Origin of the sequence: Micromonospora sp. U21 (genome assembly GCF_018070045.1) — a bacterium.
GTDB lineage: Bacteria > Actinomycetota > Actinomycetes > Mycobacteriales > Micromonosporaceae > Micromonospora.
The window spans coordinates 130,839-157,227 of the sequence record NZ_JAGPYK010000013.1 but is presented as its reverse complement, the minus strand read 5'-3'; the positions used below and the strand labels follow the sequence as shown (position 1 = coordinate 157,227).

At 72.8% G+C, this 26,389-nt stretch carries 26 protein-coding genes and 1 riboswitch; of the genes, 12 read left to right on the top strand and 14 right to left on the bottom strand.

Features of this window, described 5'->3' with window-relative positions; all coding sequences use genetic code 11:
* Positions 1–11: 11 nt before the first annotated feature.
* Complete coding sequence (locus tag KBX63_RS19035; protein ID WP_210912566.1) at positions 12–296, top strand: DUF4031 domain-containing protein; 285 nt, start codon at positions 12–14, stop codon at positions 294–296.
* Here the strand turns inward: KBX63_RS19035 and KBX63_RS19030 are convergent.
* Positions 268–924, bottom strand: a complete 657-nt coding sequence (locus KBX63_RS19030; protein WP_210912565.1) for a metal-dependent phosphohydrolase — start codon at positions 922–924, stop codon at positions 268–270. The genes KBX63_RS19035 and KBX63_RS19030 overlap by 29 nt on opposite strands.
* Before the next feature lie 139 nt (positions 925–1,063).
* Between KBX63_RS19030 and KBX63_RS19025 the strand changes: the two genes are divergently transcribed.
* On the top strand, positions 1,064–2,266 hold the full coding sequence (locus KBX63_RS19025) for an FUSC family protein (protein ID WP_307871762.1): 1,203 nt from the start codon (positions 1,064–1,066) through the stop codon (positions 2,264–2,266).
* 18 nt (positions 2,267–2,284) lie between these two features.
* Here the strand turns inward: KBX63_RS19025 and KBX63_RS19020 are convergent, their stop codons facing one another.
* Complete coding sequence (locus tag KBX63_RS19020; RefSeq protein WP_210912589.1) at positions 2,285–3,535, bottom strand: aminotransferase class V-fold PLP-dependent enzyme; 1,251 nt, start codon at positions 3,533–3,535, stop codon at positions 2,285–2,287.
* Positions 3,536–3,605: 70 nt separating this feature from the next.
* Positions 3,606–3,726: riboswitch (SAM riboswitch) on the bottom strand.
* 23 nt (positions 3,727–3,749) lie between these two features.
* Here KBX63_RS19020 and KBX63_RS19015 point away from each other — a divergent pair.
* Complete coding sequence (locus tag KBX63_RS19015) at positions 3,750–5,228, top strand: PrsW family intramembrane metalloprotease (RefSeq protein WP_210912564.1); 1,479 nt, start codon at positions 3,750–3,752, stop codon at positions 5,226–5,228.
* A gap of 4 nt (positions 5,229–5,232) precedes the next feature.
* Here the strand turns inward: KBX63_RS19015 and KBX63_RS19010 are convergent, their stop codons facing one another.
* Both KBX63_RS19010 and KBX63_RS19005 read right to left on the bottom strand, forming a co-directional pair.
* On the bottom strand, positions 5,233–5,400 hold the full coding sequence (locus tag KBX63_RS19010) for a hypothetical protein (protein ID WP_210912563.1): 168 nt from the start codon (positions 5,398–5,400) through the stop codon (positions 5,233–5,235).
* Positions 5,401–5,493: 93 nt separating this feature from the next.
* Positions 5,494–5,832 carry a co-chaperone GroES gene (locus KBX63_RS19005; protein WP_074314920.1) on the bottom strand — a complete coding sequence of 113 codons (339 nt, stop codon included), beginning with the start codon at positions 5,830–5,832 and terminating at the stop codon, positions 5,494–5,496.
* 109 nt (positions 5,833–5,941) lie between these two features.
* Between KBX63_RS19005 and KBX63_RS19000 the strand changes: the two genes are divergently transcribed.
* Positions 5,942–7,288, top strand: coding sequence for an AI-2E family transporter (locus tag KBX63_RS19000; RefSeq protein WP_374102246.1), 1,347 nt, complete (start codon positions 5,942–5,944; stop codon positions 7,286–7,288).
* A gap of 139 nt (positions 7,289–7,427) precedes the next feature.
* Here KBX63_RS19000 and KBX63_RS18995 read toward each other — a convergent pair whose 3' ends face one another.
* On the bottom strand, positions 7,428–9,632 hold the full coding sequence (locus KBX63_RS18995) for an ATP-dependent DNA helicase (RefSeq protein WP_210912562.1): 2,205 nt from the start codon (positions 9,630–9,632) through the stop codon (positions 7,428–7,430).
* A gap of 102 nt (positions 9,633–9,734) precedes the next feature.
* Here KBX63_RS18995 and KBX63_RS18990 point away from each other — a divergent pair, with 102 nt between their 5' ends.
* Complete coding sequence (locus tag KBX63_RS18990) at positions 9,735–10,241, top strand: DUF402 domain-containing protein (protein ID WP_210912561.1); 507 nt, start codon at positions 9,735–9,737, stop codon at positions 10,239–10,241.
* A 27-nt stretch (positions 10,242–10,268) separates the two neighbouring features.
* On the opposite strand, the gene sigJ is transcribed toward KBX63_RS18990, so the two are convergent.
* Positions 10,269–11,234 carry an RNA polymerase sigma factor SigJ gene (gene sigJ, locus KBX63_RS18985; RefSeq protein ID WP_210912560.1) on the bottom strand — a complete coding sequence of 322 codons (966 nt, stop codon included), beginning with the start codon at positions 11,232–11,234 and terminating at the stop codon, positions 10,269–10,271.
* Positions 11,235–11,376: 142 nt separating this feature from the next.
* Here sigJ and KBX63_RS18980 point away from each other — a divergent pair, with 142 nt between their 5' ends.
* The 3 genes from KBX63_RS18980 to KBX63_RS18970 all read left to right on the top strand — a co-directional run bounded on the left by KBX63_RS18980 (position 11,377) and on the right by KBX63_RS18970 (position 14,091).
* On the top strand, positions 11,377–12,318 hold the full coding sequence (locus KBX63_RS18980; protein ID WP_210912559.1) for a PPK2 family polyphosphate kinase: 942 nt from the start codon (positions 11,377–11,379) through the stop codon (positions 12,316–12,318).
* A 128-nt stretch (positions 12,319–12,446) separates the two neighbouring features.
* The gene (locus KBX63_RS18975) at positions 12,447–13,073 is read left to right on the top strand and encodes a DUF47 domain-containing protein (protein WP_030327784.1); all 627 of its coding nucleotides are present in this window, start codon (positions 12,447–12,449) and stop codon (positions 13,071–13,073) included.
* Positions 13,074–13,083: 10 nt separating this feature from the next.
* The gene (locus KBX63_RS18970) at positions 13,084–14,091 is read left to right on the top strand and encodes an inorganic phosphate transporter (protein WP_210912587.1); all 1,008 of its coding nucleotides are present in this window, start codon (positions 13,084–13,086) and stop codon (positions 14,089–14,091) included.
* A gap of 562 nt (positions 14,092–14,653) precedes the next feature.
* On the opposite strand, the gene KBX63_RS18965 is transcribed toward KBX63_RS18970, so the two are convergent.
* Positions 14,654–15,622, bottom strand: a complete 969-nt coding sequence (locus tag KBX63_RS18965) for a Gfo/Idh/MocA family protein (protein ID WP_210912558.1) — start codon at positions 15,620–15,622, stop codon at positions 14,654–14,656.
* 102 nt (positions 15,623–15,724) lie between these two features.
* Between KBX63_RS18965 and KBX63_RS18960 the strand changes: the two genes are divergently transcribed.
* Positions 15,725–16,558 carry an NUDIX domain-containing protein gene (locus KBX63_RS18960; RefSeq protein WP_210912557.1) on the top strand — a complete coding sequence of 278 codons (834 nt, stop codon included), beginning with the start codon at positions 15,725–15,727 and terminating at the stop codon, positions 16,556–16,558.
* Between the two features lie 179 nt (positions 16,559–16,737).
* Here the strand turns inward: KBX63_RS18960 and pstB are convergent, their stop codons facing one another.
* The 7 genes from pstB to KBX63_RS18925 form a co-directional block, all read right to left on the bottom strand.
* Entirely contained in the window at positions 16,738–17,514 is a 777-nt protein-coding gene (gene pstB / locus KBX63_RS18955) for a phosphate ABC transporter ATP-binding protein PstB (protein WP_210912556.1), read from the bottom strand.
* Between the two features lie 17 nt (positions 17,515–17,531).
* A complete protein-coding gene (gene pstA / locus KBX63_RS18950; RefSeq protein ID WP_210912555.1) occupies positions 17,532–18,620 on the bottom strand; it encodes a phosphate ABC transporter permease PstA in 1,089 nt (362 codons plus the stop codon).
* Positions 18,617–19,708, bottom strand: a complete 1,092-nt coding sequence (gene pstC / locus KBX63_RS18945) for a phosphate ABC transporter permease subunit PstC (protein WP_210912554.1) — start codon at positions 19,706–19,708, stop codon at positions 18,617–18,619. Before pstC ends, pstA begins: the two co-directional genes overlap by 4 nt.
* A 37-nt stretch (positions 19,709–19,745) precedes the next feature.
* Positions 19,746–20,852 (bottom strand): phosphate ABC transporter substrate-binding protein PstS, encoded by a 1,107-nt coding sequence (pstS, locus tag KBX63_RS18940; protein WP_210912553.1) that lies wholly within the window; start codon positions 20,850–20,852, stop codon positions 19,746–19,748.
* A gap of 291 nt (positions 20,853–21,143) precedes the next feature.
* On the bottom strand, positions 21,144–22,070 hold the full coding sequence (mshD, locus tag KBX63_RS18935) for a mycothiol synthase (RefSeq protein ID WP_210912552.1): 927 nt from the start codon (positions 22,068–22,070) through the stop codon (positions 21,144–21,146).
* A 63-nt stretch (positions 22,071–22,133) separates the two neighbouring features.
* Positions 22,134–23,003, bottom strand: coding sequence for a polysaccharide deacetylase family protein (locus KBX63_RS18930; protein WP_210912551.1), 870 nt, complete (start codon positions 23,001–23,003; stop codon positions 22,134–22,136).
* Between the two features lie 154 nt (positions 23,004–23,157).
* On the bottom strand, positions 23,158–23,877 hold the full coding sequence (locus tag KBX63_RS18925) for a response regulator transcription factor (protein ID WP_181518701.1): 720 nt from the start codon (positions 23,875–23,877) through the stop codon (positions 23,158–23,160).
* Between the two features lie 240 nt (positions 23,878–24,117).
* Here KBX63_RS18925 and KBX63_RS18920 point away from each other — a divergent pair, with 240 nt between their 5' ends.
* The 3 genes from KBX63_RS18920 to KBX63_RS36760 all read left to right on the top strand — a co-directional run bounded on the left by KBX63_RS18920 (position 24,118) and on the right by KBX63_RS36760 (position 26,250).
* Positions 24,118–25,173: a hypothetical protein gene (locus KBX63_RS18920; protein WP_210912550.1), complete on the top strand. Its 1,056-nt coding sequence runs from the start codon at positions 24,118–24,120 to the stop codon at positions 25,171–25,173.
* 104 nt (positions 25,174–25,277) lie between these two features.
* Complete coding sequence (locus KBX63_RS18915) at positions 25,278–26,066, top strand: DUF2993 domain-containing protein (protein WP_210912549.1); 789 nt, start codon at positions 25,278–25,280, stop codon at positions 26,064–26,066.
* Between the two features lie 19 nt (positions 26,067–26,085).
* Positions 26,086–26,250 carry an Ms5788A family Cys-rich leader peptide gene (locus KBX63_RS36760; RefSeq protein WP_374102243.1) on the top strand — a complete coding sequence of 55 codons (165 nt, stop codon included), beginning with the start codon at positions 26,086–26,088 and terminating at the stop codon, positions 26,248–26,250.
* Positions 26,251–26,389 lie beyond the last annotated feature (139 nt).

Here is a 26,389-nt window from a genome sequence, read left to right as displayed (position 1 = left end):
GCTTGGGCACCATGCTCTACCTGGACCGGCCTGCCTGGCCGTGGCGCGGTCGGCTCTGGTCACATCTGATCAGCGACGTCTCGTACGCCGAGCTGCACGCCTTCGCGGAGGCGCTGGGCGCGCCCCGGCGCGGTTTCGACCGCGACCACTACGACATCCCGGCCGACCGGTTCGCGGCGGCGGTGTGGCTCGGGGCCCGGGTGGTGCCGAGCCGGGAGCTGGTCCGGTTGCTCCGCGACGCCGACCTGCGTCGCCCGAAGCACCTGGTCAGCCCGCGCCCGCCGGCGACCCGGTGAGGGTGGCCAGCTCGCGGCGCAGGTTGGCCCGGGCCGGCTGCTCCCACCGGCTCGCCAGCGGCGGCAGCCGGAACAGCGCGGGCAGCGCCAGCAGCCCGGTGAGCACTGCGGCCCGCCCGGCCCGGAAGGCCGGCTCCGGCACGTGTGCGTACTCCTGCCGGACGGCGGCCGCGTAGCGGTCGTACGCGGCCGGCGACGCGGCCAGCACGGCGAGGTCCGCGTCGCAGAGCAGGGCGCCGTCCCGGTCGCCCGGCGCCGCCGCGTGCCCGGCGGTGAGCAGCACCAGCCGACGCACCTCGGCCACCGCGGGCGCCGGCAACCCGAGCCCGGTGAGCACGGTCCCCGCCAGCGTGGCGCTGTCCCGTTCGTTGGCGTCGCCGGCGGCCCGCGGGTCGTAGACCGCGTCGTGGCACCAGGCCGCCAGCCGGACCAGGTCGGCCCGGTCGGCCAGCCCCGCGTGCCGGTCCACCACGTCGAGCACGGCGGTCAGGTGGGCCACCGTGTGATAGCGCCGGTGCGGCTCCCGCCAGCGGGCGAGCAGCTGCTCCCCGGCCCGCGTCGAGCCCGCGTCGGGCCTCGCCCCGGCGCCCCGGGCCGCCGCCCGCCACCGCTCCAGCAGATCGGCCACCGCCCGAGTCTGCCGTATCCGCCCGCCACGTGCGGGGCGGGAGGATTCAGCGGGCCCGCCACGGGTAGTCGCGCCCATGGCCGTGGCCCGGGACAAACGACCTCCGTTGGTGCGGCGCACCGCGCTGCGCGAAGGGTTGGTGGACGTCGACGGCGCGCGGATCGCTGAGGCCACCGAGGAGCTGCGGCATCGCGGCCGGGCCAGCCTGCACGACCGGCTGCACCGGGTGCGGATGGCCGGCGGGCTGGCCCTGCAGGCCGGCCTCGCCGCCGGGCTGGCGTACTTCATCTCGCACCGGCTGCTCGGCAACCCGCAGCCGGTCTTCGCGCCGATCTCCGCGGTCGGCACCCTGGCCGCGTCGGTCGGCCAGCGGTTCCGCCGGACCGTGGAGCTGATTGCCGGGGTGGGGATCGGGGTGGCCATCGGCGACTTCCTGATCTACCTGCTCGGCACCGGGGCGTGGCAGCTCGGCCTGGTGGTCACGGTGGCGATCCTGCTCACCATCTTCGCCGGGGCCAGCGTGGCCATCGTCATCCAGGCGGCGGCCACGGCGGTGCTGATCGTCACGCTGAGCCCGTCGACCCAGAATCTGGAGATTCCGCGCTTCGTCGACGCGTTCCTCGGCGGTGGGATCGCGCTGCTGGTGACGGCGGTGCTGCTGCCGCTGAATCCGCTGCGGGTGATCAATCGCGCCGCCCGACCGGCGCTGGACCTGCTGGCCGGCCAGCTCGACGCCACCGCGGAGGGGCTGCGCAACCGGGACCGGGCCGCCGTCCAGCAGGCACTGGAGCGGCTGCGGAACAACAAGGAGGAACTGGCCACGTTGGGCGAGGCGATCGAGGGGGCGAAGGAGACCGCCACCCTCTCCCCGGCCCGCTGGCACCGGCGCGACGAGCTGACCCACTACGCGGAGGCGGCGGAACCGATCGACCGGGCGATGCGCAACACCGGCACGTTGATCCGCCGGTCCGTCACGCTGATCGAGGACGAGGAACCGGTGCCGGACCCGATGCCCGACGCGATCAGCCACCTCGCCGAGTCGGTCCGTCTGCTCAAGCACGAGTTCGCCGTGGGCGAGGAGCCAGAGAAGGCCCGGGAGCGGTCGCTGCGGGCGGTCAGCGAGGCCGGTCGGGCGTACGGCGCCGGGGTCGGCTTCTCGGGCAGCGTGGTGGTCGCCCAGATCCGCACCACGGCGAGTGACCTGCTGGTGGCCTCCGGAATCGAGCAGGAGGAGGCGAACCGGTGCATCCGCACCGCCTTCGGGGAGCAGGAGCGACCGGTCGGTGAACCGGCCGAGCCCGGTGAGACGCCGAAACCCCCGACCGCCCCGCCGGTCGGCTGAGAGGGTGGCCGGCCCGGCTCAGCCCAGCGTGGCGAGCGCGGCGAGCAGCCGGTCCACCTGAGCGGAAGTGCTGCCCAGGCCGATGCTGGCGCGCAGTGCGGTGGGCGGCAGGTCCCGCCGGCCGGTGCGCCCCGCCGCCTCGGTGAGCAGCCGCCGCGCCAACGGGTGGGCGCAGAACAGCCCGTCCCGGACGCCGATCCGGTGGTCGGCGGCCAGCCGGGCGGCCACCTCGGCCGAGTCCCGCCCGGCGACCACGAACGAGACGATGCCGACGCGGGGCGTGTCCGGGCCGAAGGTGCGCAGCTCCACCACGTGCCGCAGGGCGGCGATGCCGTTCCGCAGCCGAGTCAGCAACGCCTGCTCACTGGCGGCCAGCGCCGCCCGGTCCGCCCCGGCCAGCGCCGCGCACACCGCGGCCAGCGCCACCGCGCCGAGCAGGTTCGGCGTGCCGCCCTCGTGCCGTGCCGGGCCGGTCGCCCACGTCACGTCGTGTGTGGCCGGCCCGACGTGGCTGGTGGCGCCGCCGCCGGCCAGGTACGGCGGAGCGGCGTCCAGCCAGTCCGCCCGGCCGACCAGCACGCCCGCGCCGAACGGCGCGTACAGCTTGTGGCCGGAGACGGCCAGGTAGTCCACGTCGAGCGCGAGCAGGTCGACCGGGGTGTGCGGGGCGAGCTGCGCGGCGTCGAGGACGATCCGGGCCCCGTGCCGGTGGGCCACCCGGGCCAGCTCGGCGACCGGCCAGCGCTCGCCGGTCACGTTGCTCGCCCCGGTCACCGCGACCAGCACCGGCAGCGCGGCGTTGCTGTCCCGGCGCAGCTCGGTGAGGGCCGCGGCGAGGGCGCGTACCGCCCCGGCGGGATCGGTGGGCACCGGCAGCCGCACCGAGCCACGCGGCCAGGGCAGCAGGTTGGCGTGGTGCTCGCCGGCGAAGGTGACCACCGTCGTGCCGGCGGGCACCGCCCGCGCCAGCAGGTTGAGCGCGTCCGTGGTGTTGCGGGTGAAGATCAAGTGGTCGTCCGCGCGGGCGCCGAAGAAGTCGCCCACCGTCTGCCGGGCCCGCTCGTAGGCCAGCGTGCAGCGCCGGGACAGCGCTCCCGCGCCCCGGTGCACGCTCGCGTACCAGGGCAGCAGCTCGGCCACCGCGTCGGCGGCGGCCCGCGCGCACGGCGCGCTGGCCGCGTAGTCCAGGTTGATCTCACCCGGTACGCCGAGCACGTCGAGCGGCCGCGACGGGGCCGGCCCGGGCGCGGTGCCGGACCGGGTGGGCAGCGAGGGTACGAGGGTGACGGACACGCCGGAACCTCCGGGGTCAGGGACCCCGGGTGCGATGTCGGGACGGGGTCCGCGCTTGCCCAGCACGCCGATCGGGCTGGGCCCGGTCATCACCCGGGGCACCCCACCGCGAACTCGACGAGGGTTGCCGGCCAGCAAGCCGGGGCTTGACGCTGGCGCTCGTGACCTGTCGGCAGCATACCGGCTGCCGATGGGCCCGGACCAGCCGGCGACGGATGGCTACGCTGACCGCATGGCCGACACCCCGCCCGGTGCACCTCTGCCGTCGCCGCCCGCGCCCGCAGCCCCGTCCTCCGGCGAGGCGCCCCGGATGCCGCTGCGCCGACTGGGCTGGCGGCGGTTCCTGGTGCTGGCCGGGGTGGTGCTGTTCATCGCCGGGTGCGCGGTGTTCATGGTCTTCACGCTCGGCCAGTCGCTCGGCGTACGGGCACTGCTGATCGGGGTGGTCGCCGCCATCCTGCCGGTGCCGGTGCTGGTCGCCTGCTTCCTCTGGCTGGACCGGTACGAGCCGGAGCCGCTGAAGTACCTGATCTTCTGTTTCGCCTGGGGAGCGTTCGTCTCCACCGCCGCCTCGCTCACCGTGAACGAGTTCGCCGCGGCCCGGTTCGCCGACTGGGGGCTGCCGGCCGCGCTCACCGGGGTGCTGGTGGCGCCGTTCATCGAGGAGCTGACCAAGGCCCTCGGCCCGATCCTGCTGCTGGTGTTCCGCCGCCGGGAGTGGTCCGGGATCACCGACGGCCTGGTCTACTGCGGGCTCTCCGCGGTCGGCTTCGCCATGGTGGAGAACATCCTCTACCTGGGCGGGTACGGCTACGCGACCGGCGCCGACCGGTACGGCCCGGCGACGGGCACCCAGCAGGTCATCGCCATCTTCATCGTCCGGATCCTGCTGTTCGGGTTCGCCCATCCGCTGTTCACCTCGATGACCGGTGTGGGGCTCGGTGTCGCGGCCCGCACCGCCGACCGGCGCGTGCGGGTGCTCGCCCCGGTCGCCGGTCTGCTGCTGGCGATGATGCTGCACGGCACCTGGAACCTGCTGCCGACGCTCACCCAGGCCACCGGCGAGGCGCTGATCATGCTGTACGGCTTCCTCGGCCTGATGGTGCCGATCTTCTTCGCGATGGTGGGGCTGGCGGTGTGGCTGCGCGCCTGGGAGGGACGGCTCACCGAGCGGACGTTGCCGGACTACGTGCGCGCCGGCTGGCTGAGCCCGCCCGAGGTGGCCGCGCTGAGCAGTCTCGGTCGCCGGCACGCGGCCCGCAGCTGGGCCCGCCGGGTGGCCGGGGACGCCGGGGTGCGCGCGATGCGCGGGTACCAGTTCGCCGCCACCCGACTGGCCCTGCTGCGCGACGGGTCACTGCGCGGCCTGGATCGCAAGCCCGCCGACCAGGAACGGACGGCCACCGAGGAGCGGGAGCTGCTGGAGGCGATCACCGCGTACCGGTCGTTCTTCGTGGGGCGGGACCCGCAGGCCCCGGCCGGGGTCTGGGACGGCAGTCGCTACCACCTGCGCTTCCCGGACGGCTCGCAGCGTCCGGTGGCCGCGCCGGAGGAGCCGGTGGTGCCGATCCCGGTGGTGCTGGCCCCGCCGCCGCCTCCGGTGGGATATGCCCCGCCGGGCTGGTACGGCCCCCCACCGGCGGCGCCCTGGCCGTCCGGTCACCGGTGACGGCTCAGGTCATCAGGGTGGTGAGGAAGTCACCGAGGCCCTGGGCCATCGCCACCAGCGCCGCCCCGATCGCCTTGAACATCTGCGCGGCGCCGTCCGGCCGGAACGCCATGAAGTAGATCAGGAACGCGACGCTGCCCCAGGCCAGCAGCTTCTTCACGAATACCGGCATCGTCCCTCCCCAGGGCCACGGTCGCCGGATGGCTTCCCGCCGTGCGGCCCGGCAAACGGCGCGCGGCGCGGCGCGGTGGCCGGGGGAGTCGTGTCAGAGGTAGAGGCCGGTGGAGTCGTTCTCGATCCGTTCGGCGGCAACGGCGTGGACGTCCCGCTCCCGCAGCAGCACGTACCCCCGGCCGTGCAGCTCGACCTCGGAGCGCTCGTCCGGGTCGAAGAGCACCCGGTCGCCGGACACGATGGCGCGGACGTTCGGACCCACTCCGACGGCGGTCGCCCAGGCGAGGCGCTTGCCGACCGCGGCCGTCGCCGGGATGACGATGCCGGCGGTGGAGCGACGTTCGCCCTCGCTGCCCTCCATCCGCACCAGCACACGGTCGTGCAGCAGGCGGATCGGCAGGCCGGCGTCGAGATCCTGGTCGGCGGTCACGCCGCAGACGCTACCGTGTCGGCGACGGCTGGCCCGACGGTGGTTACGCCCGAGGCGGCCCGGGCAATGTGTGGCGGAACTGCCCTATGGTGTCGGGAACGGACGTAAGCTGTCCGACCTGTCGCTGTGGGCGGACGTTCTCTGCCAGGAGGTGCGCTTGAGCCGCTTCGAGCGGGTACGCGGGCGGCTCCGCCGCGCCTACCAGTCGTCACGGGAGTCGGTACGCGCGGATCGGAAGGCTTCGAGCGACGCCTCCGAGCCGGCCCGGGTGGCCTCGCCCGCGGCGCCGGGCCCGACCGCGCCGCCGTCGGCCACGGTCGTCGGCACGGAACCTCCGGCGGACCTGCACCCCTCGACCGCCAGCCGGGACGACGCCGACGTTCCGCACGGGCTGCGGATCGCCGCCGCCTGGTGCTGGCGGTTGATCGTGATCGGCCTGGTGGCGTGGGCGCTGCTCCGGATCGTCGGCACCATCAAGATCGTGATCATCCCGCTGGCCATCGCGCTGCTGCTCTCCGCGCTGCTCGCGCCGGCGGTGGGCTGGCTGCTGCGGGCCCGGCTGCCCCGGTCGCTGGCGACGGCGGTGGTGCTGGTCGGCGGCCTGGCCGGCGTGATCGGCACGCTGACCCTGGTGGTCAACGAGTTCATCCGGGGGGCGCCGGAGCTGAGCCAGAAGTCCTCGGAGGGCGTCCGGCAGATTCAGAACTGGCTGAAGACGGGCCCGCTGCACCTCTCCGACACCCAGCTCGACCGTTACATCGACGAGGCGCAGGACTGGATCAACTCCAACACCTCTGACCTCACCAGCGGCGCGCTGAGCACCGCGGCGACGCTGGCCGAGGTGCTGACCGGCACGCTGCTGGTGCTCTTCGCGACGTTCTTCTTCCTGCGCGACGGCAACCGGATCTGGCGCTTCCTGGTCCGGCTGCTGCCGGTGGCCGCCCGCTGGAAGGTCGATGACGCCGGCCGCGCCTCCTGGCACACGCTCGGTGCCTACGTCCGGGCGACCGTGCTGGTGGCCTTCATCGACGCGGTGGGCATCGGCATCTTCCTGGTCATCTTCGATGTCCCGTTCGCCTTCCCGCTGGCCGCGCTGGTCTTCCTCGGCGCGTTCATCCCGATCGTCGGTGCGGCACTCTCCGGTGGCGTGGCGGTGCTGGTGGCGCTCGTGGACAGCGGTCCGGTCACCGCGTTGATCATCCTGGGCGCGGTGATCGGCGTGCAGCAGGTGGAGGGGCACGTGCTCCAGCCGCTGATCATGGGCCGGGCGGTGGCCATCCACCCGCTCGCGGTGATCATCGGTATCGCCGCCGGAGTGGTGCTCGCCGGGATCACCGGCGCGCTGGTGTCCGTGCCGCTGATCGCGGTGCTGAACACCGCGGTCCGCCGGCTGGCCGCCCGGACGGTCCCGGACACCCCGCCCGACGCCGTGGTCGTCGCCGCGCAGGCTCCCTGACCCGGCGCCCCACCCCAAGATCCACACCTGGAACGAGTGGCCTCCGCGCTGTCGGAGGTCGCTCTTTTCCTGATGTTGTGCGAGTCAGCCTCCGGCGCGGCCCGCCCCGGGAGAGCGACGGCGGGGACGGCGCGGGCGGTCAGGAGCCGGCGAGGCGTTGCAGCGCACCGCGGGCCACCTCCGGACGGGTGGTGTACCAGAACGGCGGCAGTGAGCGACGCAGGAAGGGCCCGTAGCCGCGGGCGGTCTCCAGCCGGGAGTCGAGCACCGCGACCACCCCCCGGTCACCGGTCGCCCGGATCAACCGGCCCACGCCCTGCGCCAGCCGGACCGCCGCGATCGGCACGCTGACCGCCGCGAAGCCGGAGCCGCCGCCCGCGTCCACGGCTGCCGCGCGGGCCGCCGCCAGCGGCTCGTCCGGCCGCGGAAAGGGCAGCCGGTCGATGACCACGAGCTGACAGGCGTCGCCCGGCACGTCCACCCCCTGCCAGAGCGACATCACTCCGAACAGGCAGCTGGAGCGCTCCTCGCGGAACCGGCGGACCAGCAGCGGCAGCGCCTCCTCGCCCTGCAGCAGCACCGGCAGGTCGGTCCGCGCGCGCAGCAGCTCCGCCGCCTGCTGCGCGGCCCGCCGGGAGGAGAAGAGCCCGAGAGTACGACCACCGAGCGCCTCGACCAGCGCGAGCAGCTCCTCCCCGGCCGCCTCCGGAAGCCCGGAGACGCTTGGCCGGGGCAGGTGCGCCGCGACGTACAGGATGCCCTGCCGGGCGTAGTCGAACGGCGATCCCACATCCAGCGACCGCCAGCCCGGACCCTCGGTCGCCGGCACGACGGCACCGGGTGCGGCGTCGCCGGCCAGCCGGCGGCCCGGCGCCTCGGCCGCCGGGCGGCCCGGACCGGTGCGGGCGGCCAGCGCGGCGGCGGCCGGCGACGGCGGAGCGGGCGGCGGCGCGTCCAGCCCGAGAGCGCGGGCCACCGTGTCGAACCGGCCACCCAGCGCCAGGGTGGCGGAGGTGGCGACCACGGTGCGCTCGTCGTACAGGTGGGTGGCGAGGGTGCCGGCGACCGACAGCGGCGCGACCACCAGCGCCCGCCGACTGCCGCTGTCGTTCTTCTCCACCCAGGCCACGTCGTGATCGGCTTCCTCAAGCAGCCGCTGGGCGGTCGTGGAGAGCTCGTCCAGCACCGCCTTGGCCTGCTGCTTGCGGACCGGGTCGGGGTCGTCGGACTTGACCTCGCCGATCGCGTCCAGTGCGGCGCGGGTGGCCGCGTCGAGCAGCGTGCACGCCTCCCGTAGCGGCGTCGGCAGCCCGGCGGTGAGGCGCCCGGCCGGCGCTTCGGCCAGCCCGACCGCGAGAGCGTCGCCGGCCGCGGTGAGCGCCTCGGCGGTCTCCGGCCGCAGCAGCGGGCGGGCCCGGCGGGTGGACCGGTCGATCAGCTCCGGCACCAGCTCCGCCTGGGCCGCCGAGGAGACCCGATCGGCCAGCTCGTGCGCCTCGTCCACGATCAGCAGCTTGTGCGGCGGCACGATGTGGCGGTCGGCCAGCATGTCGACGGCGAGCAGGCTGTGGTTGGTCACCACGATGTCGGCCTCGCGGGCGCGGGCCCGGGACGCCTCGGCGAAGCACTCCGCCCCGAACGGACAGCGGGTCGCCCCGACGCACTCCCGGGCCGGCATCGACACCAGCCGCCAGGCCTGATCGTCGACTCCCGGGTCCAGTTCGTCCCGGTCGCCGGTGGCGGTCCGCTCGGCCCAGTCGCGCAGCCGCTCGATCTGCTTGCCCATCCGGCCCGCCTCGCCGAGCCACTTCGTCCCGCTGCCGGGGCGGGTGGCCGGGGCGTCGAAGAGAGTGTCCTCCGGCTCTTCGGCGGTCGAGTTGTCCAGCCGGGCCAGGCAGAGGTAGTGGTGGCGGCCCTTGAGCACCGCGAAGGTGGGCCGGCGGCCGAGGAGCGGCTCGACCGCGTCGGCCATCCGGGGCAGGTCGTGGTCGACCAGCTGGGACTGCAACGCCAGGGTGGCGGTGGACACCACCACCGGGCCGTCCACGGTGAGCGCCGGCGCGAGGTAGGCCAGCGACTTGCCGGTGCCGGTGCCCGCCTGAACGAGCAGGTGCTCGCCGCTGGTCACGCACTCCTCGATCGCCGTGGTCATCTCCTGCTGGCCGGGGCGCGCCGCGCCGCCGGGCACCGCGCCGACCGCCGCCGCGAGAAGCTCCGCCCCGCTGGGCCGGGCGCCCCGTCGCCGGCTTCCGGCACGGGCCGACGGGGTGGCGGAACCGGTGGCGGTGCGGGGCGGAGTCACCGTGCGACGGTACCCGTCGCGGCCGACACGGGCTGCGCCCATCCGTCCGCGTGGCGTGGTGCCGGTCGGTCCGCCGCTGCGTCCGGCAGCGTCCGGTTACGGCCGCGCTACGACGCGTGGGCAGTATCGGTTAGGGTGCGAATCATGCCGAGCGACGTGGTCCGAGTGATCTACCGCAAGTACGACGGCAGCGCCCACCGTGACTACCCGGCCCGTCGGCTCGCCGAGGACGACCTCGGCATCTGGCTCGGCGTGCCGGCCGGCACCGAGTCGGTCTACCACGGCCGCCCGTCGGTGGAGAAGATCCCGTTCGTCCTGCTGGTGCCGCACCACGCGTGGTGGACGGGAATGTTCAACCCGCCACCGCGGACCAGCGAGGTCTACTGCGACATCGCCACCCCGGCCCACTGGGAGTCCGACGACGTCGTCCACCTGATCGACCTGGACCTGGACGTTGTCCGGCGCCGGGCCACCGGCCTGGTGGAGCTGCTCGACGAGGACGAGTTCGCTGAGCACCGGGCCCGGTACGGCTACCCGGAGGACGTGGTGGTCGAGGCCGAGGCGGCGGCGCGCTGGCTGTTCGGCGCACTCGGCGACGGCACCGAGCCGTTCGCCACCTCGTACCGCAAGTGGCTGGCCCTGGTGGTCTGAGCCCGCTCAGGTGCCCGACCGACCGGCTCACCAGCGCGGCGGCCACCGGTCGTCGTCGCCCAACGGCGGCAGGTCCGTCAGCTTCTCCGGATTGAGCTGGTTGAACACGCCGGTGATCCGGCCCTCGTGCACGGCGAGCGCGGTGACCATGCGGATCGGCCGGCCGTCGGTGTGCACCGTCTCCAACTGGAGGCCGAGCACACCGTCGACCAGCACCGGCCGCGCCAGCACCCGGTGGGCGTACCGGCCGGCCCGGCCGAACAGGCCGAGCGTGAAGCGACCCACCGCGTCTGCGCCGACCACCGGCCGGCGGGCCGCCGGGAAGTGCCCGCCCGAGTCGCCGATGAAAACCACGTCCGGCGCGAGCAGCCGGAGCAGTGGATCCAGTTCGCCGGACTCGGTGGCGGCGACGAACGCTTCGAGCACGCGCCGCTGCTCGCCCGGGTCGGCGGTGTGCCGGGGAACGTCCGGTGCGGTGACCGCCCGTCGGGCCCGGGAGGCGAGCTGCCGGGCGGCCACCTCGGTGGTGCCGAGCACGTCGGCGACCCGGGCGAACGGCACCGCGAACACGTCGTGCAGCACGAGGGCGACCCGCTGCTCCGGCGCGAGTCGCTCCAGCACCACCAGCAGCGCCGTACCGACCTGGTCGGTGCGTACCGCCCGCTCCGCCGGGTCGGGGGCGTACCCGTCGGTCGGCGCCGCGGCGCCCGCCGGGCTCACCACCGGCTCCGGCAGCCACTGCCCGGGGTACGCCTCACGCCGGACCCGGGCCGAGCGGAGCACGTCCAGGCAGATCCGGGCGCAGGTGGTGGTCAGCCACGCGGGCAGCTCGCGGATCTCGGCGCGGGCCGCCGGATCGGCGAGCGCCCCGGCGTAGCGCAGCCACGTCTCCTGCACCGCGTCCTCGGCCTCGCTGCGGCTGCCCAGCATCCGGTGGGCCACCGCGAGCAGCCGGCCCCGCTCGACCTCGAACTCCGTCGCCAGGTCCCGCATGACCCACCCCTCCCCGGCCGGCGTCTTCCCGGCGTACATCCTCCCGCCAACAGGACGTTCCGGCAGCCCCGAACGTGACAGCCTGCCGGGGCCGGACGGCTCTCGGCGGGCGGTTGGTCGGCGGGTGGGCGATGATCCGAGGATGAACGCACCCCAGGAAGCGCGGATCGTGGCGCCCGACGGCGGCCCGGTGCGGGAGTTGCTGCGGGTCACCGCACCGGTGGATCTCGGGGAGATCGACCCGCGGTCCACGCCCGGCCTGCCCGGGACGGAGGTGACCGGGGAGCACCGCAAGGCCTGGGCCCGCGGGCAGGTGGAGCTGGTCGGCGGTGAGCTCGGCCAACAGCAGGAGATGCTCTTCGCGATGGCCAAGGCCGGCTCGGACGGGCCGGAGCACCGGGTGCTGCTGGTGCTCCAGGCGATGGACTGTGGTGGCAAGGACGGCACGATCAAGCGGGTGGCCGGCGCGATGAACCCACTGGGCCTGCACATCCGCTCGTTCGGGCCGCCCACTCCGCAGGAGCTGCGGCACGACTTCCTGTGGCGGATCCGCCGGGCACTGCCGCCGCCGGGGTACGTCGGGATGTTCAACCGGTCGCACTACGAGGACGTGCTGATCGCCCGGGTCGGCTCGCTGGTGCCGGAGGCCACCTGGCGGGCCCGCTATGACGAGATCAACTCCTTCGAGCGGGAGCTGGTCGAGGGCGGCGTGACCCTGGTCAAGGTGATGCTGCACATCTCGTACGCCGAGCAGGGCGAGCGGCTGCTGGAGCGTCTCACCGACCCCCGCAAGCACTGGAAGTACAACCCCTCGGACGTCGACTCCCGGGCCCGCTGGGACGACTACCAGGCCGCGTACGCCGAGGCGCTGAGCCGGTGTGGCACGGACGCCGCGCCGTGGTTCGTGGTGCCGGCGGACCGGAAATGGTACCGCGACTGGGCGGTGGCCCACCTGCTGCGGGAGACGTTCGACACCCTCAGTCTGGGGTATCCGCCTGCCGATTTCGACGTGGCCCACGAGCGCGAACGGCTGCGTGCTGGGGGAGCGGTGGCGCATGGGACGGCCGAGATGAACGGCAGGTGAACGACCGGTGAATGAGGCCTGACCAGGGGTGGGCCGACGAATTCGCGGTTCTGGCGTTTCCTAGCATTCACGAAGCGGGCACCCGATGGGTACCGCCACCCTTCCACCGACGCGACGAGGTCTGTGCTGTGAAGTTTTCCTTCCGCCCCACCGAGGGCGCCTTCTACGAGCTCTTCACCAGGGCCGCGCAGAACCTGGTCCGGGGCACCGCGTTGCTGAACGAACTGGCCCTGCCCGGCGTCGACGTGCAGTCGGTCAGCGAGCGGCTGACCGAGGTCGAGCACGACAGCGACCAGATCACCCACGAGCTGTACAAAAAGATCAACTCCACCTTCATCACGCCGTTCGACCGGGAGGACATCTACCGGCTCGGCTCGCTGCTGGACGACGTGATGGACCACCTGGAGGCGGTCGGGGACCTCCTCTACCTGTACGGGTTGACCGAACTCCCGGCGCTTCCCCGCGAGCTGCACGAGATGGTGAACGTGCTCGACCAGCAGGCCAAGTTGACCGCCGACGCGATGCCGCGGCTGAAGTCGATGAAGGACCTCGAGGACTACTGGATCGAGTGCAACCGGCTGGAGAACGAGGGCGACCGGATCAACCGGCAGCTGCTGGTCCGCCTCTTCTCCGGTGAGTACGACGCGTTGACGGTGCTGAAGATGAAGGAGGTGGCCGACGAGCTGGAGGCCGCCTGCGACGCCTTCGAGCACGTGGCCAACACCGTCGAGACCATCGCGGTCAAGGAGTCCTGAGCCGGTGACTCTGACACCCGAACTCATCGCCGTGCTGGCGGTGATCGCGGTGGCCCTGGCGTTCGACTACACCAACGGCTTCCACGATGCTGCCAACGCGATCGCGACCAGCGTCTCCACCCGGGCGCTGACACCCAGGATCGCCCTGCTGCTCGCCGCTGTGGGCAACTTCGTCGGCGCGCACTTCGGCGCCGGGGTGGCCAAGACCGTCGGTGACGGCCTGGTCATCCTGCCAACCGGGGTGAGCAGCCTCGGGGTGGTCTTCGCCGGGGTGCTCGGCGCGATCGTCTGGAACCTGATCACCTGGTACTTCGGCCTCCCGTCGTCGTCCTCGCACGCGCTCTTCGGTGGCCTGGTCGGCGCGACCCTGCTGTCCACCGGCGGTGTCGTGCAGTGGGTCACCATCGGCGAGAAGGTCCTCCTGCCGATGGTGCTGTCGCCGATCGTCGGCCTCACCCTCGGCTACCTGCTGATGCTGGCCATCCTCTGGCTGTTCCGGAAGGGGCAGCCGGGCAAGCTCAACCGGGGCTTCCGCTGGGCGCAGACCGCCTCGGCGGCGGCCATGTCGGTCGGCCACGGCATGCAGGACGCCGCGAAGACCATGGGCATCGTGGTGCTGGCGCTCTACACCGGCGGCTTCCAGGACGACAAGACGCACATCCCCGGCTGGGTGTTCTGGACCTCGGCGACCATGCTGGCCCTGGGCACGTACGCCGGCGGTTGGCGGATCATCCGCACCCTCGGTCGCAAGATCATCGACCTCGGTCCGCCGGAGGGCTTCGCCGCCGAGACGGTGGCCAGCGCGGTGCTCTACTTCAACGCCCTGGTGCTGAAGGCCCCGATCTCCACCACCCACACGATCACCTCGGCGATCATGGGCGTGGGCGCGACCAAGCGGCTCTCCGCGGTGCGCTGGAACGTCGCCGGCAACATCGTGATCGCCTGGATCATCACGTTCCCGGCCGCCGCGCTCTTCGCGTGCATCTCCTACCTGCTGGTCCGCCCGCTCTTCGGCTGACCCGCCCCGGCACGGCGCCACGAAGGAAGGGCACATTACCGACGCACTGTGCGTCGGTAATGTGCCCTTCCTTCGCTCGAATCCCTTCCGGCCGGTGGACACCACTCCATCGCGATAATCGGGACCGTCAGTCATGTACCCAGCCACGGCGCACCCCCGGAACTTTGCGGGGAGTCGCTCGACCTACGTCCCCACACGGGATATGCGGTCCGCTCGCGCAGGAAATTCCGAGGCCACTGCTGTCCCCTCCTACGCTGCGGCGGCTCCGGCGCCGCGCGGACGGGAGAGTCGCCTGGGAGAAGCAAACGACCCACCGTTTTCAGGCTGCTACCTCGCACCCCGGCGGTGCCACCTCGTCCAGATGATCACTCGCCGACTGCACTTCGCTCCGGGGAATCCAGCCCACAATCCATACACCGCCGATATGGGGATAAGACTTACCTGTGACGCCCCGGTCGGCGCCCGGCCTGCTGGTCCTCGCCTTCGCCGATCTGGTCGGCTGCTGGGCGCCGCCCGTCCAAACCCCGACCCGCCGCGCATCCGCGGCGGTCTGGGCCACCAGTCAGGCGTACCGCACGCCGATCTGCTCGCGTACCGCGTCCAGCAGGGCCATGACCTCGAGGGTGACGGTGTGCGGCACCAGCGGGCTCTCGGTCAGCCCGGCCGCCAGGCAGCGCTGCACCTCGATCGCCTCGTACTGGTAACCTTTGCCGGCCATGTCGGCGGTGATCGTCTCCGGCTCCGCGCCGTCCCGGTGCAGGGTCAGCGAACCCGGCCGGAAGAACGGCTCCGGCAGGTCGATCCGGCCGGTGCTGCCGGTGATCGAGGCGGACAGCCCGCTCGAGCCGACCATGCCGCAGCTCAGGGTGGCCAGCGCGCCGGTGTCGTAGCCGAACAGGATGCCGGTGTTCTCGTCCACCCCCTCCGGGCCGAGCTGCGCCCAGGACCGGATGTGCTGCGGCATGCCGAGCAGCAAATGGGCCAGGCTGACCGGGTAGACACCCAGGTCGAGCAGGGCGCCTCCGCCCAGCGCCAGGGCCCGCATCCGGTGCTCCGGCGGGAAGGGCCCGGACACCCCGAAGTCGGCCCGGATGCTGCTCACCGTGCCGATCGCGCCCTCCGCGATCAGCTCGGCCGCCCGGAGGATGAGTGGGTTGGTCCGCATCCACATCGCCTCCATCAGGAAGACCCCGGCGGCGCGGGCGGTGTCCACCAGCTCGGTGCTGCTGGCCAGGTCGAGAGTGAACGGCTTCTCCAGCAGCACCGGTCGGCCGGCAGTCAGGCAGGTCATCGCCGCCTCGTAGTGCGCGGCGTGCGGTGTGGCCACGTAGATCACGTCGACCTCCGGATCCGCGGCCAGCTCTACCCAGGAGGCGTAGGCGCGCTTCGCGCCGTGCTTGTCGGCGAAGCGCTGCGCGCTGTCCGCGGCACGGGAGCCGACCGCGACCAGTTCGGCGTCCGGCACCAGCCGGAGGTCTTCGGCGAAACGGCTGGCGATGTGGCCGGTGGCCAGGATGCCCCAACGAGTCATGTCGGCACGCTAACCGAGCCAGCTGAACCACCCCGTGCCCGGTCCACCGGCCGGCCCATCCGCCGGGACACCGCCGCCCGGTGCGGGAACTAGGCTCGCGGCATGACGATCGACAGCGACGGCTTCGCCGCCCCGGCCGCCCTGGTCGAGCACGCCCGCCGGTTCCGGGAAGAGGGCGGCCTGCCGGCGGTGCCCCGGGTCGCGGCCACTGTGCTGCTGCTCCGCCCAACCGGCGCTGACTTCGAGGTGTACGTCATCCGCCGGGTCGCCGCGATGACCTTCGGCGGGATGTACGCCTTTCCCGGGGGCGGCGTGGACCGCTCCGACTCCGCCGCACATCTGGACTGGGCCGGCCCGGCACCGGGTGAGTGGGCGGGGCGGCTCGGGGTGGCCCCGGACGCCGCCCAGGCGGTGGTCTGCGCGGCCGCCCGGGAGGTCTTCGAGGAGGCCGGCGTGCTGCTCGCCGGCCCGGACCGGACGACCGTGGTGGGCGACGTGAGCGGCGATGACTGGGAGGCGGCCCGGCAGGATCTGGAGGGGCGCCGGCTGGGCTTCGCGGCACTGCTCGCCGGCCGGGGGCTGACGCTGCGGTCGGACCTGCTGCTGCCGTGGAGCCGGTGGATCACCCCGGAGTTCGAGCCGCGCCGCTTCGACACGTACTTCTTCGTCGCCCTGCTGCCGGCGGGCCAGCGGACCCGGGACGTTTCCGGAGAGGCCGACCACACCCTGTGGATCCGCCCGGCGGACGCGCTGGCCCGGGCCGAGGCGGGCGAGCTGACCATGCTGCCGCCGACCCTCGTCACGCTGGCCCAGGTGGCGGCGGCCGGCGACCTGGCCGGGGTGGCACAGGCGTCGGCCGACCGGGACGCGGCCACCCCCGTGACCCCCCGCCTGGACCTGCCGCCCGACGGCGAGCCCCGCTTCGTCCTCGGCTGACGTAACGCCGTCGCCGCCCTCTCTCCACGCGCGTCGATCTAGGGCACGTTGCTGCGAGTCGATCTTTGAGCACAGCAACCTGCCCTAGATCGACGCGTGTGGGGCGTTGGCGGGGGCGGGCGGGGCGGGGCGTGCGGGAGGGGCGCCGGTCCGGCGCCCCTTCCGGACTGTTCGGTGGCTCAGCCGAAGCGGCCGGTGATGTAGTCCTCGGTCTTCTTCACGCTCGGGTTGCTGAAGATCTTCTGGGTGTTGTCGTACTCGATCAGCCGGCCCGGGTCGCCGGTCTTCTCGATGGAGAAGAAGGCGGTCCGGTCCGACACCCGAGCGGCCTGCTGCATGTTGTGCGTCACGATGATGATCGTGAACTTGTCCTTGAGCTGGAACATCAGGTCCTCGATGGCCAGCGTGGAGATCGGGTCCAGGGCCGAGCAGGGCTCGTCCATCAGCACCACCTGCGGCTCGACCGCGATGGTCCGGGCGATGCAGAGCCGCTGCTGCTGACCCCCGGAGAGGCCCGCGCCGGGCTTGCCCAGCCGGTCCTTGACCTCGTCCCACAGGTTCGCCGAGCGCAGCGCCTTCTCGGCCGCCTCCTCCAGGATCGACTTGCGGCGGACGCCGTTGAGCTTCAGCCCGGCCACCACGTTCTCGAAGATGCTCATGGTGGGGAACGGGTTCGGCCGCTGGAAGACCATGCCGATCGTGCGCCGGACCGCGGTGACGTCGACGTCCCGGTGGTAGATGTCCTGCTCGTCGATGGTGAGGCTGCCCTCGACCCGGGCCCCCGGCAGCACCTCGTGCATCCGGTTGATCGACCGCAGGAAGGTGGACTTGCCGCAGCCGGACGGGCCGATCAGGGCGGTGACCGTCTTCGGCTCGACGGTCAGGTTGATGTTCTCGATGGCCTTGAAGGCACCGTAGTAGGCGGTGACGTTCGAGGCTTCGATGCGCTTGGCCATGGTGGTACCTCCGGGGTTCATCGGCTGAGCCGGTTACGGCGGGCCAGCAGCTTCGCCGCGATCGTCAGGATCAGCACGAGGGTGACCAGGGTGAGTGCCGCGGTCCACGCCCGTGCCGGCGCGTACCTCGACGCGTCACCGGCCTGCTGGTAGACGAAGAGGGCCAGCGACGACTGGTTGTTCTCGAACGGGTTGGTGTTGATCGCGGCGCCGCCACCGGCGACCAGCAGCACCGGTGCGGTCTCGCCGGCCGCGCGGGCGATGGCGAGCATGACGCCGGTGACGATGCCGGGCAGTGCGGTCGGCAGCACCACCCGCAGGATGGTCTTCCACTTGGGTACGCCGAGTGCGTAGGCGCCCTCGCGCAGCGGTGCCGGGACGAGGCGCAGCATCTCCTCGGTGGACCGGACGATGGTGGGCAGCATGAGTACCGCGAGGGCCAGCGCGGCGGCGAAGCCGGAGAAGCCCGGCCGGCCGTCGTTGAACCACGGCGACACGATCAGCACCCAGAACGCCAGCACGAACAGGCCGGTGACGATCGACGGGATGCCGGTCATCACGTCGACGAAGAACCGGATCGCGAAGGCGAACCGGCCTCGGCCGTACTCGACGATGTAGATGGCGCAGAGGATGCCGAGCGGCACGGTGATCAGGGTGGCGATGCCGACCTGTTCGAGCGTGCCGACGATCGCGTGGTACGCGCCGCCCTCGGGGTCGCGGGCCCCGATGTTGTTCATCGAGGTCTGGAAGAAGTTCACGTCCAGCCGTTCGGCGCCCTTGCTGAACAGCGTCCAGACCACCGACGCGAGCGGCAGCACGGCCAGTACGAACGCGGAGTGGATCAGCGCGCTCCAGGTGCGGTTGCGGGCCGACCGCCGCCCTTCGACGGCGTTGGCGGCGGCGAAGAGCCCGGCCAGGTAGAGCACCGCGCCCAGGACCACCACGAGGACCGGGCCGCCGATGCCGGCGCCGTAGACGATCGCGGCCGCGAGCGCCAGGGCCGCCACGGCGACGGCCGGCGCGGTGTACGCGGGCAGCCTCCGGGCCCGCAGCGAGGTGGGCTCGGCCGGTGGGCGGGGGCGGTGGGAGGTGACGGTGGTGCTCATGCGGCCGACTCCGTGAACTCCCGGCGGCGATAGATGATCACGCGCGCGGTGATGTTGACGATCAGCGTGATCGCGAAGAGCACCAGGCCGGAGGCGATCAGGGCGCCCCGCCCGGTCTCGTTCGCCTCGCCGAACGTGTTGGCGATGTTGGCGGCGATGCTGTTGCCGCCGTTCTCGATGAGGTTGAACGAGATGCCGAAGGTGATGCCGAGGGTCATCGCCAGCGCGATGGTCTCGCCGAGCGCGCGACCCAGGCCGAGCATCACCGCGGCGATGATGCCGGGCCGTCCGTAGGGCAGCACCGCGGTGCGGATCGTCTCCCACTGGGTCGCGCCGAGGGCGAGGGCGGCCTCCTCGTTGGCGGTCGGGGTCTGCAGGAACACCTCGCGGGAGAGCGAGGTGATGATCGGCAGCACCATGATCGCCAGTACGAGCGAGCCGAGCAGGATCGACTTGCCGAACGGACCGTCGCCGCCGAACAGCGGGATCCAGCTGAAGTACTTGTTCAGCCAGACGGACAGGTCCTGCACCGGCTTCAGGAAGACCTCCCGGCCCCACAGACCGAAGACCACGCTGGGGACGGCGGCGAGCAGGTCGATCAGAAAGCCGAGTGTGGTGCCCAACCGGCGCGGCGCGTAGTGCGAGAGGTAGAGCGCGATGCCCAGGGCGATCGGCACCGCCACCAGCAGTGCGAGGGCGGCGGTGAGCACCGTGCCGAAGGCGAGCGCGCCGATGCCGAACTTCGGTTCGGCGTCGTTGGGGAACCAGCCCTCGAAGGTCCAGAAGTTCTCCGTGTTGGCGCGCAGGGCCGGCGTCGCCTTGGCGACCAGGAAGACCGCGATCGCCGCGATGATGACCAGGACGGCGGTGCCGGCGGCCAGGGTGAGGCCGCGGAAGGCCCGCTCGGCGCCGAACTTGCGGGATCGGGGCAGCGCGCCGCCGCCGCCCAGCCCGGTGCCGCCCGGGGTACGGGTGCTGACTGGTGCTTCGGCCACACGCGCCGAGGCACCGGCGGGCCACTCGTGACTCTCGGTCACGCGGGTCCCGCCGGTGCCGGCGTCGGCCGAGCGGTGGGGGGTTTCACCCATCTGCTCGCTCGATTCGATTGCGGAAGTGGTGTCTTGGTCAGGAGAGGTTCTTGACCGCGGCCTCGACCTTGGTGCGGACCGTCTCCGGCAGCGGCGCGTAGCCCAGCTCGGTCAGAGCCGCCTGGCCCTCGGCGCTGGCGGCGTGGGCGAGGAAGCCCTTGACCAGCGGCAGCTTGTCGGCGGCGAGACCCTTGCCGCAGACGATCTCGTAGGTCGCCAGGACGATCGGGTAGGCCCCGGCCTCCTTGGTGTTGTAGTCGATCGACATCTTCAGGTCGTCGCCCTGACCCTCGACCTTGGCGCCGGCGATGGTCTTGCCAGCGGACTCGGCGGTCAGCGCGGCGAACTCGCCGTTGCCGTTACCGACCTTGGCCATCTTCAGGCCGCCGTTCTCGGCGTACGACCACTCGACGTAGCCGATGGTGCCGGCCTGGCCCTTGATCGCGCTCGCCACGCCGTCGGACTTGGCGGCACCGGTACCGCCCGGGGCCTTCCACTCCTTGGCCTTGCCGAAGGTCCAGTCGGTCTCAGCGGTCTTGCTGAGGTAGTTGGTGAAGTTGTCGGTCGTGCCGGACGAGTCCGAGCGGTGCACCGCGTTGATCGCGGTCGACGGCAGCTTGGCGTCCGGGTTGTCGGCCTTGATCGCCGCGTCGTCCCACTTGGTCGCCTTGCCGGCGAAGATCTTCGCCAGGGTGGTCGGCTTGAGCTGGAGGTTGTCCACGCCGTCGAGGTTGTAGGCGATGGCCACCGGGCCGATCACCATCGGCAGGTGGATGGCCTTGCCGTCGACGCACTTGGCGTCCGCCTGCGGCTGCTCCTCCGGCTTGAGCGCGGAGTCGGAGCCGGCGAAGTCGGCGGTGCCGGCGATGAAGGCCTGGATGCCGGCGCCCGAGCCGGAGGGCTCGTAATTGATCTTGGCGCCGGAGCACTTCTGCTGGTACGCCTTGATCCACTCGTCCATGGCGTTCTTCTGGGCGGACGAGCCCTGGGTGTTCAGCGTGCCGGTGGCGCAGTCGACCGCGGCGGCCGAGCCGGAGGCGCTGGCGCCGGTGGCGGGCTCGTTGTTGTCCGAGCCGCATGCACTGAGGCCGAGCGTCGCGGCGAGAGCGAGGCAGGCAAGAGTGCCGTACCGCTGGAGCTTCACCTGAGGGGTTTCCCTTCGCGTCTGACTTGGCGCCCCGATCCCAGGGGCCGAGAACCGGCACTGACCGGCTGATACGAAAGTTAGAAGTGCCAGGTAGCCGGTTCGCCGGTCGCGAGTGAACGCGAGGTGAACACGTACGGCCCTTGAGGTGACTGCTCGCTGAGGGTGAGTTGTCCGTTAAGTGAACCCGGGTACGCCTGTCGGATGTATGGGCATGTTTCCGGTAGGGTGTTATCCCGCCGACGCTCGGTCGTTACCCGCCGGTGACCCGGCCGCGGCGGCGACCGCCGGTCAGCCGAGGTGGTAGTTGATGTGCGCGGACCAGCGGGCGAAGCCGATCCGCTCGTAGAGCGCGACCGCACCGGTGTTCGACTCGTCCACGTAGAGCATCACCCGGTCCAGCCCGCGCCGGTCCCGCAGGTACGCCAGCCCGGCGGTGGTGAGCGCCCGGCCGAGCCCACCACCGTGCGCGGTCGGCTCCACGCCGAGCACGTACACCTCGCCGATCCGGGCCGACCCCGGGCGCTCGTGCACCTTGGTCCAGTGGAAGCCGAGCAGCCGGCCGGTGGCGGTCTCCTCGGCGAGCAGGAAGCCGGCCGGGTCGAACCACGGCTCCGTGAGCCGGACCCGCAGGTCGTCCGACGTCCACCGACCCTGCTCGGGGTGCTCGGCGAAGGCCCGCACGTTGAGGGCCAGCCAGGCGGCGTCGTCGACCCCCGGCCGGAACGGGCGCAGCACCACCCCGTCGGGCAGTCGCGGCTCCGCAAGCGGGGCGGCCAGTGGCCGGCGCAGCTGCCAGAGCACCCGGGCACGGGTGAACCCGAGGTCGACCGCGAGCGCGGCGGCCGAGGGGTGGTCACCGTGCGCCCAGGCCCGCAGGGGCCCGGTGGCAGAGGCGAGCACGCCCCGGGCCAGTGCCCGTCCGGTGCCCCGCCGCCGGTACGCGGGGTGTACCACCAACTCCACCCCGATCCCGCCCACCGGGTCGGAGGTGTCCAGGTGCGCGTACCCGGTGAGCACGCCGTCGTCGCCGCGGGCGATCAGGTGCACGGCCGGGGCGTCCGGGTCGCGCAGCCGGAGCAGGACGTGCTCGTCGAGCGGGTCCGCGCCGTCGGTGTCGCCCGCGAATCGGGCCAGAGCCAACACGTCGGCGATCTCCGCCGGAGTCGGTCGGTCGGTCCGGGTCACCTGGTCGCTGGTCGCCTCGGCGCTGCTCATCCCGTCACCGTAGCCGCAGGGAACGGCGGGCCGCCGGGACCCCGGCCGCGGTGCGGGGCCGGCTCACGTCGGATCGGCGGGCAGCGCCTCCAGCTCGAACCGCTGGGTCAGGTCGGGCAGGATCCGGCGCAGTGCGTCCACCGTGCCCTGCCGTTCTCCACCAGCGTCGTGGAGCAGCACCACCGAGCCCGGTTCGACCTGGGTGATGACCGACGCGGCGATCTTGCCGGCACCGGGTGCCTCCCAGTCGGACGGGTCCACCGACCAGTGCAGCGGAGTCATGCCGAGCTGCTGCGCCACCGACACCACGGGGTAGGTCCAGGCGCCGCCGGGCTGGCGGTACCAGACGATCGGCGCGTCCGGCACCGCTGCCCGGATCGCCTCGTTGGTCCGCAACAGGTCAGCACGGATCATGTCCGCCGACCGGTTGCCCAGCGTGACATCGTGGTGCCAGGAGTGGTTGCACAGGGTGTGCCCGTCGGCCACGATCGCCTGAATCAGGTCGGGATGGTACTGAGCGTTCTCGCCCACCACGCAGAACGTGGCCTTGACGTCGAACTCGCGCAGCGTGGCGAGGACCTGTGGGGTGTAGCGCGGGTCCGGCCCGTCGTCGAAGGTCAGCGCGAGCCGCGCGTTGCCGGTGGTGGAGTGCGCGCCGAACAGCCGGTCACCCTGCGCGTCCCGCCCCGACCCGTCCTGACCGGCCTCGGTGGGGCCGCCACTGGGACCTGCGGTCGGGGCTCCGCTCGGCTCGTCGCCGGTGGGTTGGTCGGCGTAGTGCGGTCCGTCGGCGTTCGTGGTGACCCCGGTGGCCTGCCGCTGGGGCTGGTCGGGGACGAGACTGCGGCCCAGCACGTACGCCGAGCCGAGCAGGGCCGCCGCCACCAACGTCACGATTCCCGCTGCCCGGGCGGTCGAGTTGACCCGCGTCACGGCTTCCGCCCGGCCGACCGGTCACGCCGGCCCGTCGCCCCCGTGGTCACTGCGCGCACCGTCACCCCTTTCTCCGACAAACCCGGCAGTCAGAATAGAACCGACGAGCTGCGCAAAAAGGGCATATGGGGAATCGGCCCCGAGTGGCCTGAGGTCAGACGGGCAGCGGCGCGTGCTCCGCCTCGGGCAGCGACCGCGACGGCGGAACGACGAACTTGTAACCCACCTGGCGGACGGTGCCGATCATCGACTCGTACTCCGAGCCGAGCTTGGCGCGCAGCCGCCGGACGTGCACGTCCACCGTCCGGGTGCCGCCGAAGTAGTCGTACCCCCACACCTCGCGCAGCAGCTGGTCCCGGGTGAACACCCGGCCCGGGTGCTGCGCCAGGAACTTCAGCAGCTCGAACTCCTTGTAGGTGAGGTCGAGCGGGCGCCCCTTCAGCTTCGCGGCGTAGGTGTCCGGGTCGATGGTCAGCTCGCCCGCCCGGATCGAGCCGCCGGCGCCGGCGGTCGCGTTGCTCAGCCGGCCCACCGCGAGCCGCAGCCGCGCCTCCACCTCGGCGGGGCCGGCCGACGCGAGGATGACGTCGTCGACCCCCCAGTCGGCGTTCAACGCGATCAGACCGGCCTCGGTCACCACCGCGACCAGCGGCACCCCGAGCCCGGTGGCGTGCAGCATTCGACAGGTCGCGCGGGCCTCGCTCAGCTCCGACCGTGCGTCCACCATCACCGCGTCCGGGCTGGGGCCGGCGACCAGGGTGCGGACGTCGCGCGGCGCGGTGCGGACCGAGTGCGGCAGCAGGTCGAGTGCCGGCAGCACAGCGGACGGTTCCCCTGCGCGTGCGGTCACCAGCAGCAGGATCTCCACGATCACCTCCGTCCCGGCGGCGCGTGGCCGCACGCGACCAGACACACTTACGGAAAGTGCGCTGAGAATTTGCGTGGTCCCGGCGTCGCTGACGGGCGGGTAGCGGGTTGAGCGTAACCGATCGCCTCGGTTGCGCCGTCAGGTCATTTCCCGTTTGTCCACCTTGCCCCTGATCGTGGCGCAGGTTTTAACGCTGCTGAAACCCGTAACCACCGCGTTGGGCGGTCGGTCTGGCACGATCGGGGCGTGTTTCCCTCCACCTCGCCCGACGCCGGCCGCGAATCGTGGCCCGACGGGGCCCGCACGGGCCCGGCCGCCCCGACCCGTGGCCACCCGCCCGCGCCGCGCACCGGGCCACCCGTCACCGACGGCGAACGCCGTGAACGGGGTGGGCCTCGCCGTGCCCGCCGAGCCGGGGAGCCGGCCCGCCGCTCCGAGGACGAGATCGACGAGCCGGAGGAGGAGGTCGTACCCGCGGTCGAGGTGCGCCGCCCGCTGGCGCTGACGATCGCCGGCTTCGCGGCACTGCTCGGTGTCGGCCTGGTGCTGGGGGCGCAGACCTCGGGCCCCGGTCACCGGCTGCCGTTCGCCTTCATCATCTTCGGCGTCCAGCTGCTGTTCGTGCTCGCCTGGACGATGGCCATGCGACCACCCGCGCTGCTGCTGGTCGCCGGGATCAGCGCCGCGGTCGCCGCGGTCGCCGACATCGCCGCGGTGCAGACCGACATCGCCGGCCTGGCGCCGCTGGGCTACCTGGCAGCCGGCGGTTTCCTCGCCGCGGTGCTCGGTCAGCTGGTCCGTCGGGTCGACCGGGTCCGGGTCACCGACTCGCTCGGCGCCACGCTGCTCATCGTGGTCGGAGTCGTGGCCCTCGGCACCCTGATCGTGCTCAGCCGGATCCCGGCCGGCACCCAGGCGATCACGGTCTGCCTCACCGCGAGCGGAGTCGCGCTGACCGTCGCCCGGCTCACCGACGCGGTGCTGCCCTGGCCCCGGCTGGCCCCGCAGGTTCCGCGGGGCGCCGCCGGCGTGGTCGTCGGCGCGATGGTCGGCACGCTGATCAGCGCGGTCCTCGGCAGCTACCTGGTGGCCCCCTTCACGCCCACACGGGCCGCGGTGATCGGCCTGGTCGCGGCGGTCACCGCCGTGCTCTCCGACCTCGCCGTCGGGTACGCCGAGGCGGGCCGGCTGATGGCCGGCGAACCACCCACCATGTGGGTCGCCCGGCACATGCAGGGTCCACTCGGCGGCTTCGCCCTGGCCGCGCCGGCCGCGTACGCCATGTGCATGCTGTTCCTCTGAGCAACGGTTGAGCCTGGAGCCGGTCGGGTACCTACGGGTGCGCCGCCCTGCGGCGCCGGTATGGACGACCCGCCGCACCGCGGCGGGCGGAGACAGGAGGCGGCGTGGCCCAGGAGTATCCGGCGGACGAGGCCCGCCCCCGACGGCGCGGTCGCAAGCTGCTCATCGGCCTGGTCGTTCTGCTCCTGGTGGTGGCAGGGCTGCTGGTGGTCGCCGACCGGGTGGCGGTCGGGGTGGCCGAGCGGGCCATCGCCGACCGGGTCCGCCAGGAGGTCACCAAGCAGGGCGCGCAGTCCGCCGAGCCCGACGTCCAGGTCGGTGGCACTCCGTTCCTCACCCAGGTGATCGACGGCCGCTACCAGCGGATCTCCATCAAGCTGCGGGACGTGCAGGCCTCGGTGGAGGGCGACGCCGTGCGGCTGCCGGTGTTGGATGTGGACGCCCGTAACGTGCGGGCGTCGCTGGACACCCTGCGTACCGGCCAGGGCGACGTCGTGGCGGACACCGTCAACGGCACCGGCACGATCAGCTACGACAGTCTCGCCGCGTTGCTGGACCGGCCCGGGCTCACCCTCGGCGAGCAGGGCGGCAAGCTCGCCGTCACCGCCCCGGTCGACATCCTCGGCCAGAAGCTCACCGTCAGCGGCACCGCGGACGTCACCGTCGCCGAGAGCGGCGCCGTCGCCCTGCGTTTCAACGATCTGGACGCTGCGGGCCTGCCGAACCTGCCGCTGGCCCGCGCTCTGCTGAACAACTACGCCAAGGGCATCTCCGTCGACGTGCCGCTGCCCGACCTGCCGTTCCAGCTCGCCGTCCGGGAGGTCCGGCCGCTGCCGGAGGGGCTGGCGGTCACCGCCGACGCGAAGAACGTGCCGATCAACTCCGCGGGTTGAGCAGGCCGCCGGCGGTCGGATGCCAGCCCTGGAGGCCGCACGCGCGATTCCCGGATGCTGGTCGGCCTGGTGGCAGCCCGGTCACTGGCTGGTAGGCTCCCTGGCCATGGGGACCCACCTCACCAAACGGCGCGCGGTCGACCTGTGCCGCGTGGCCACCTGCCTGTGTCGCCCCGTCATCTGACGGCGGGGCTGTTTCCGGCCGCCTGACGGCGGCCACCGGCACGCAGGGTCCTCGCACCCTCCGGTGATCCCACCGAAAGCCCGGCAGCGGCGCCGTCGCACGAACCCGTGATCCCGTCCTTCCGCTGGGTCCCGCGCGT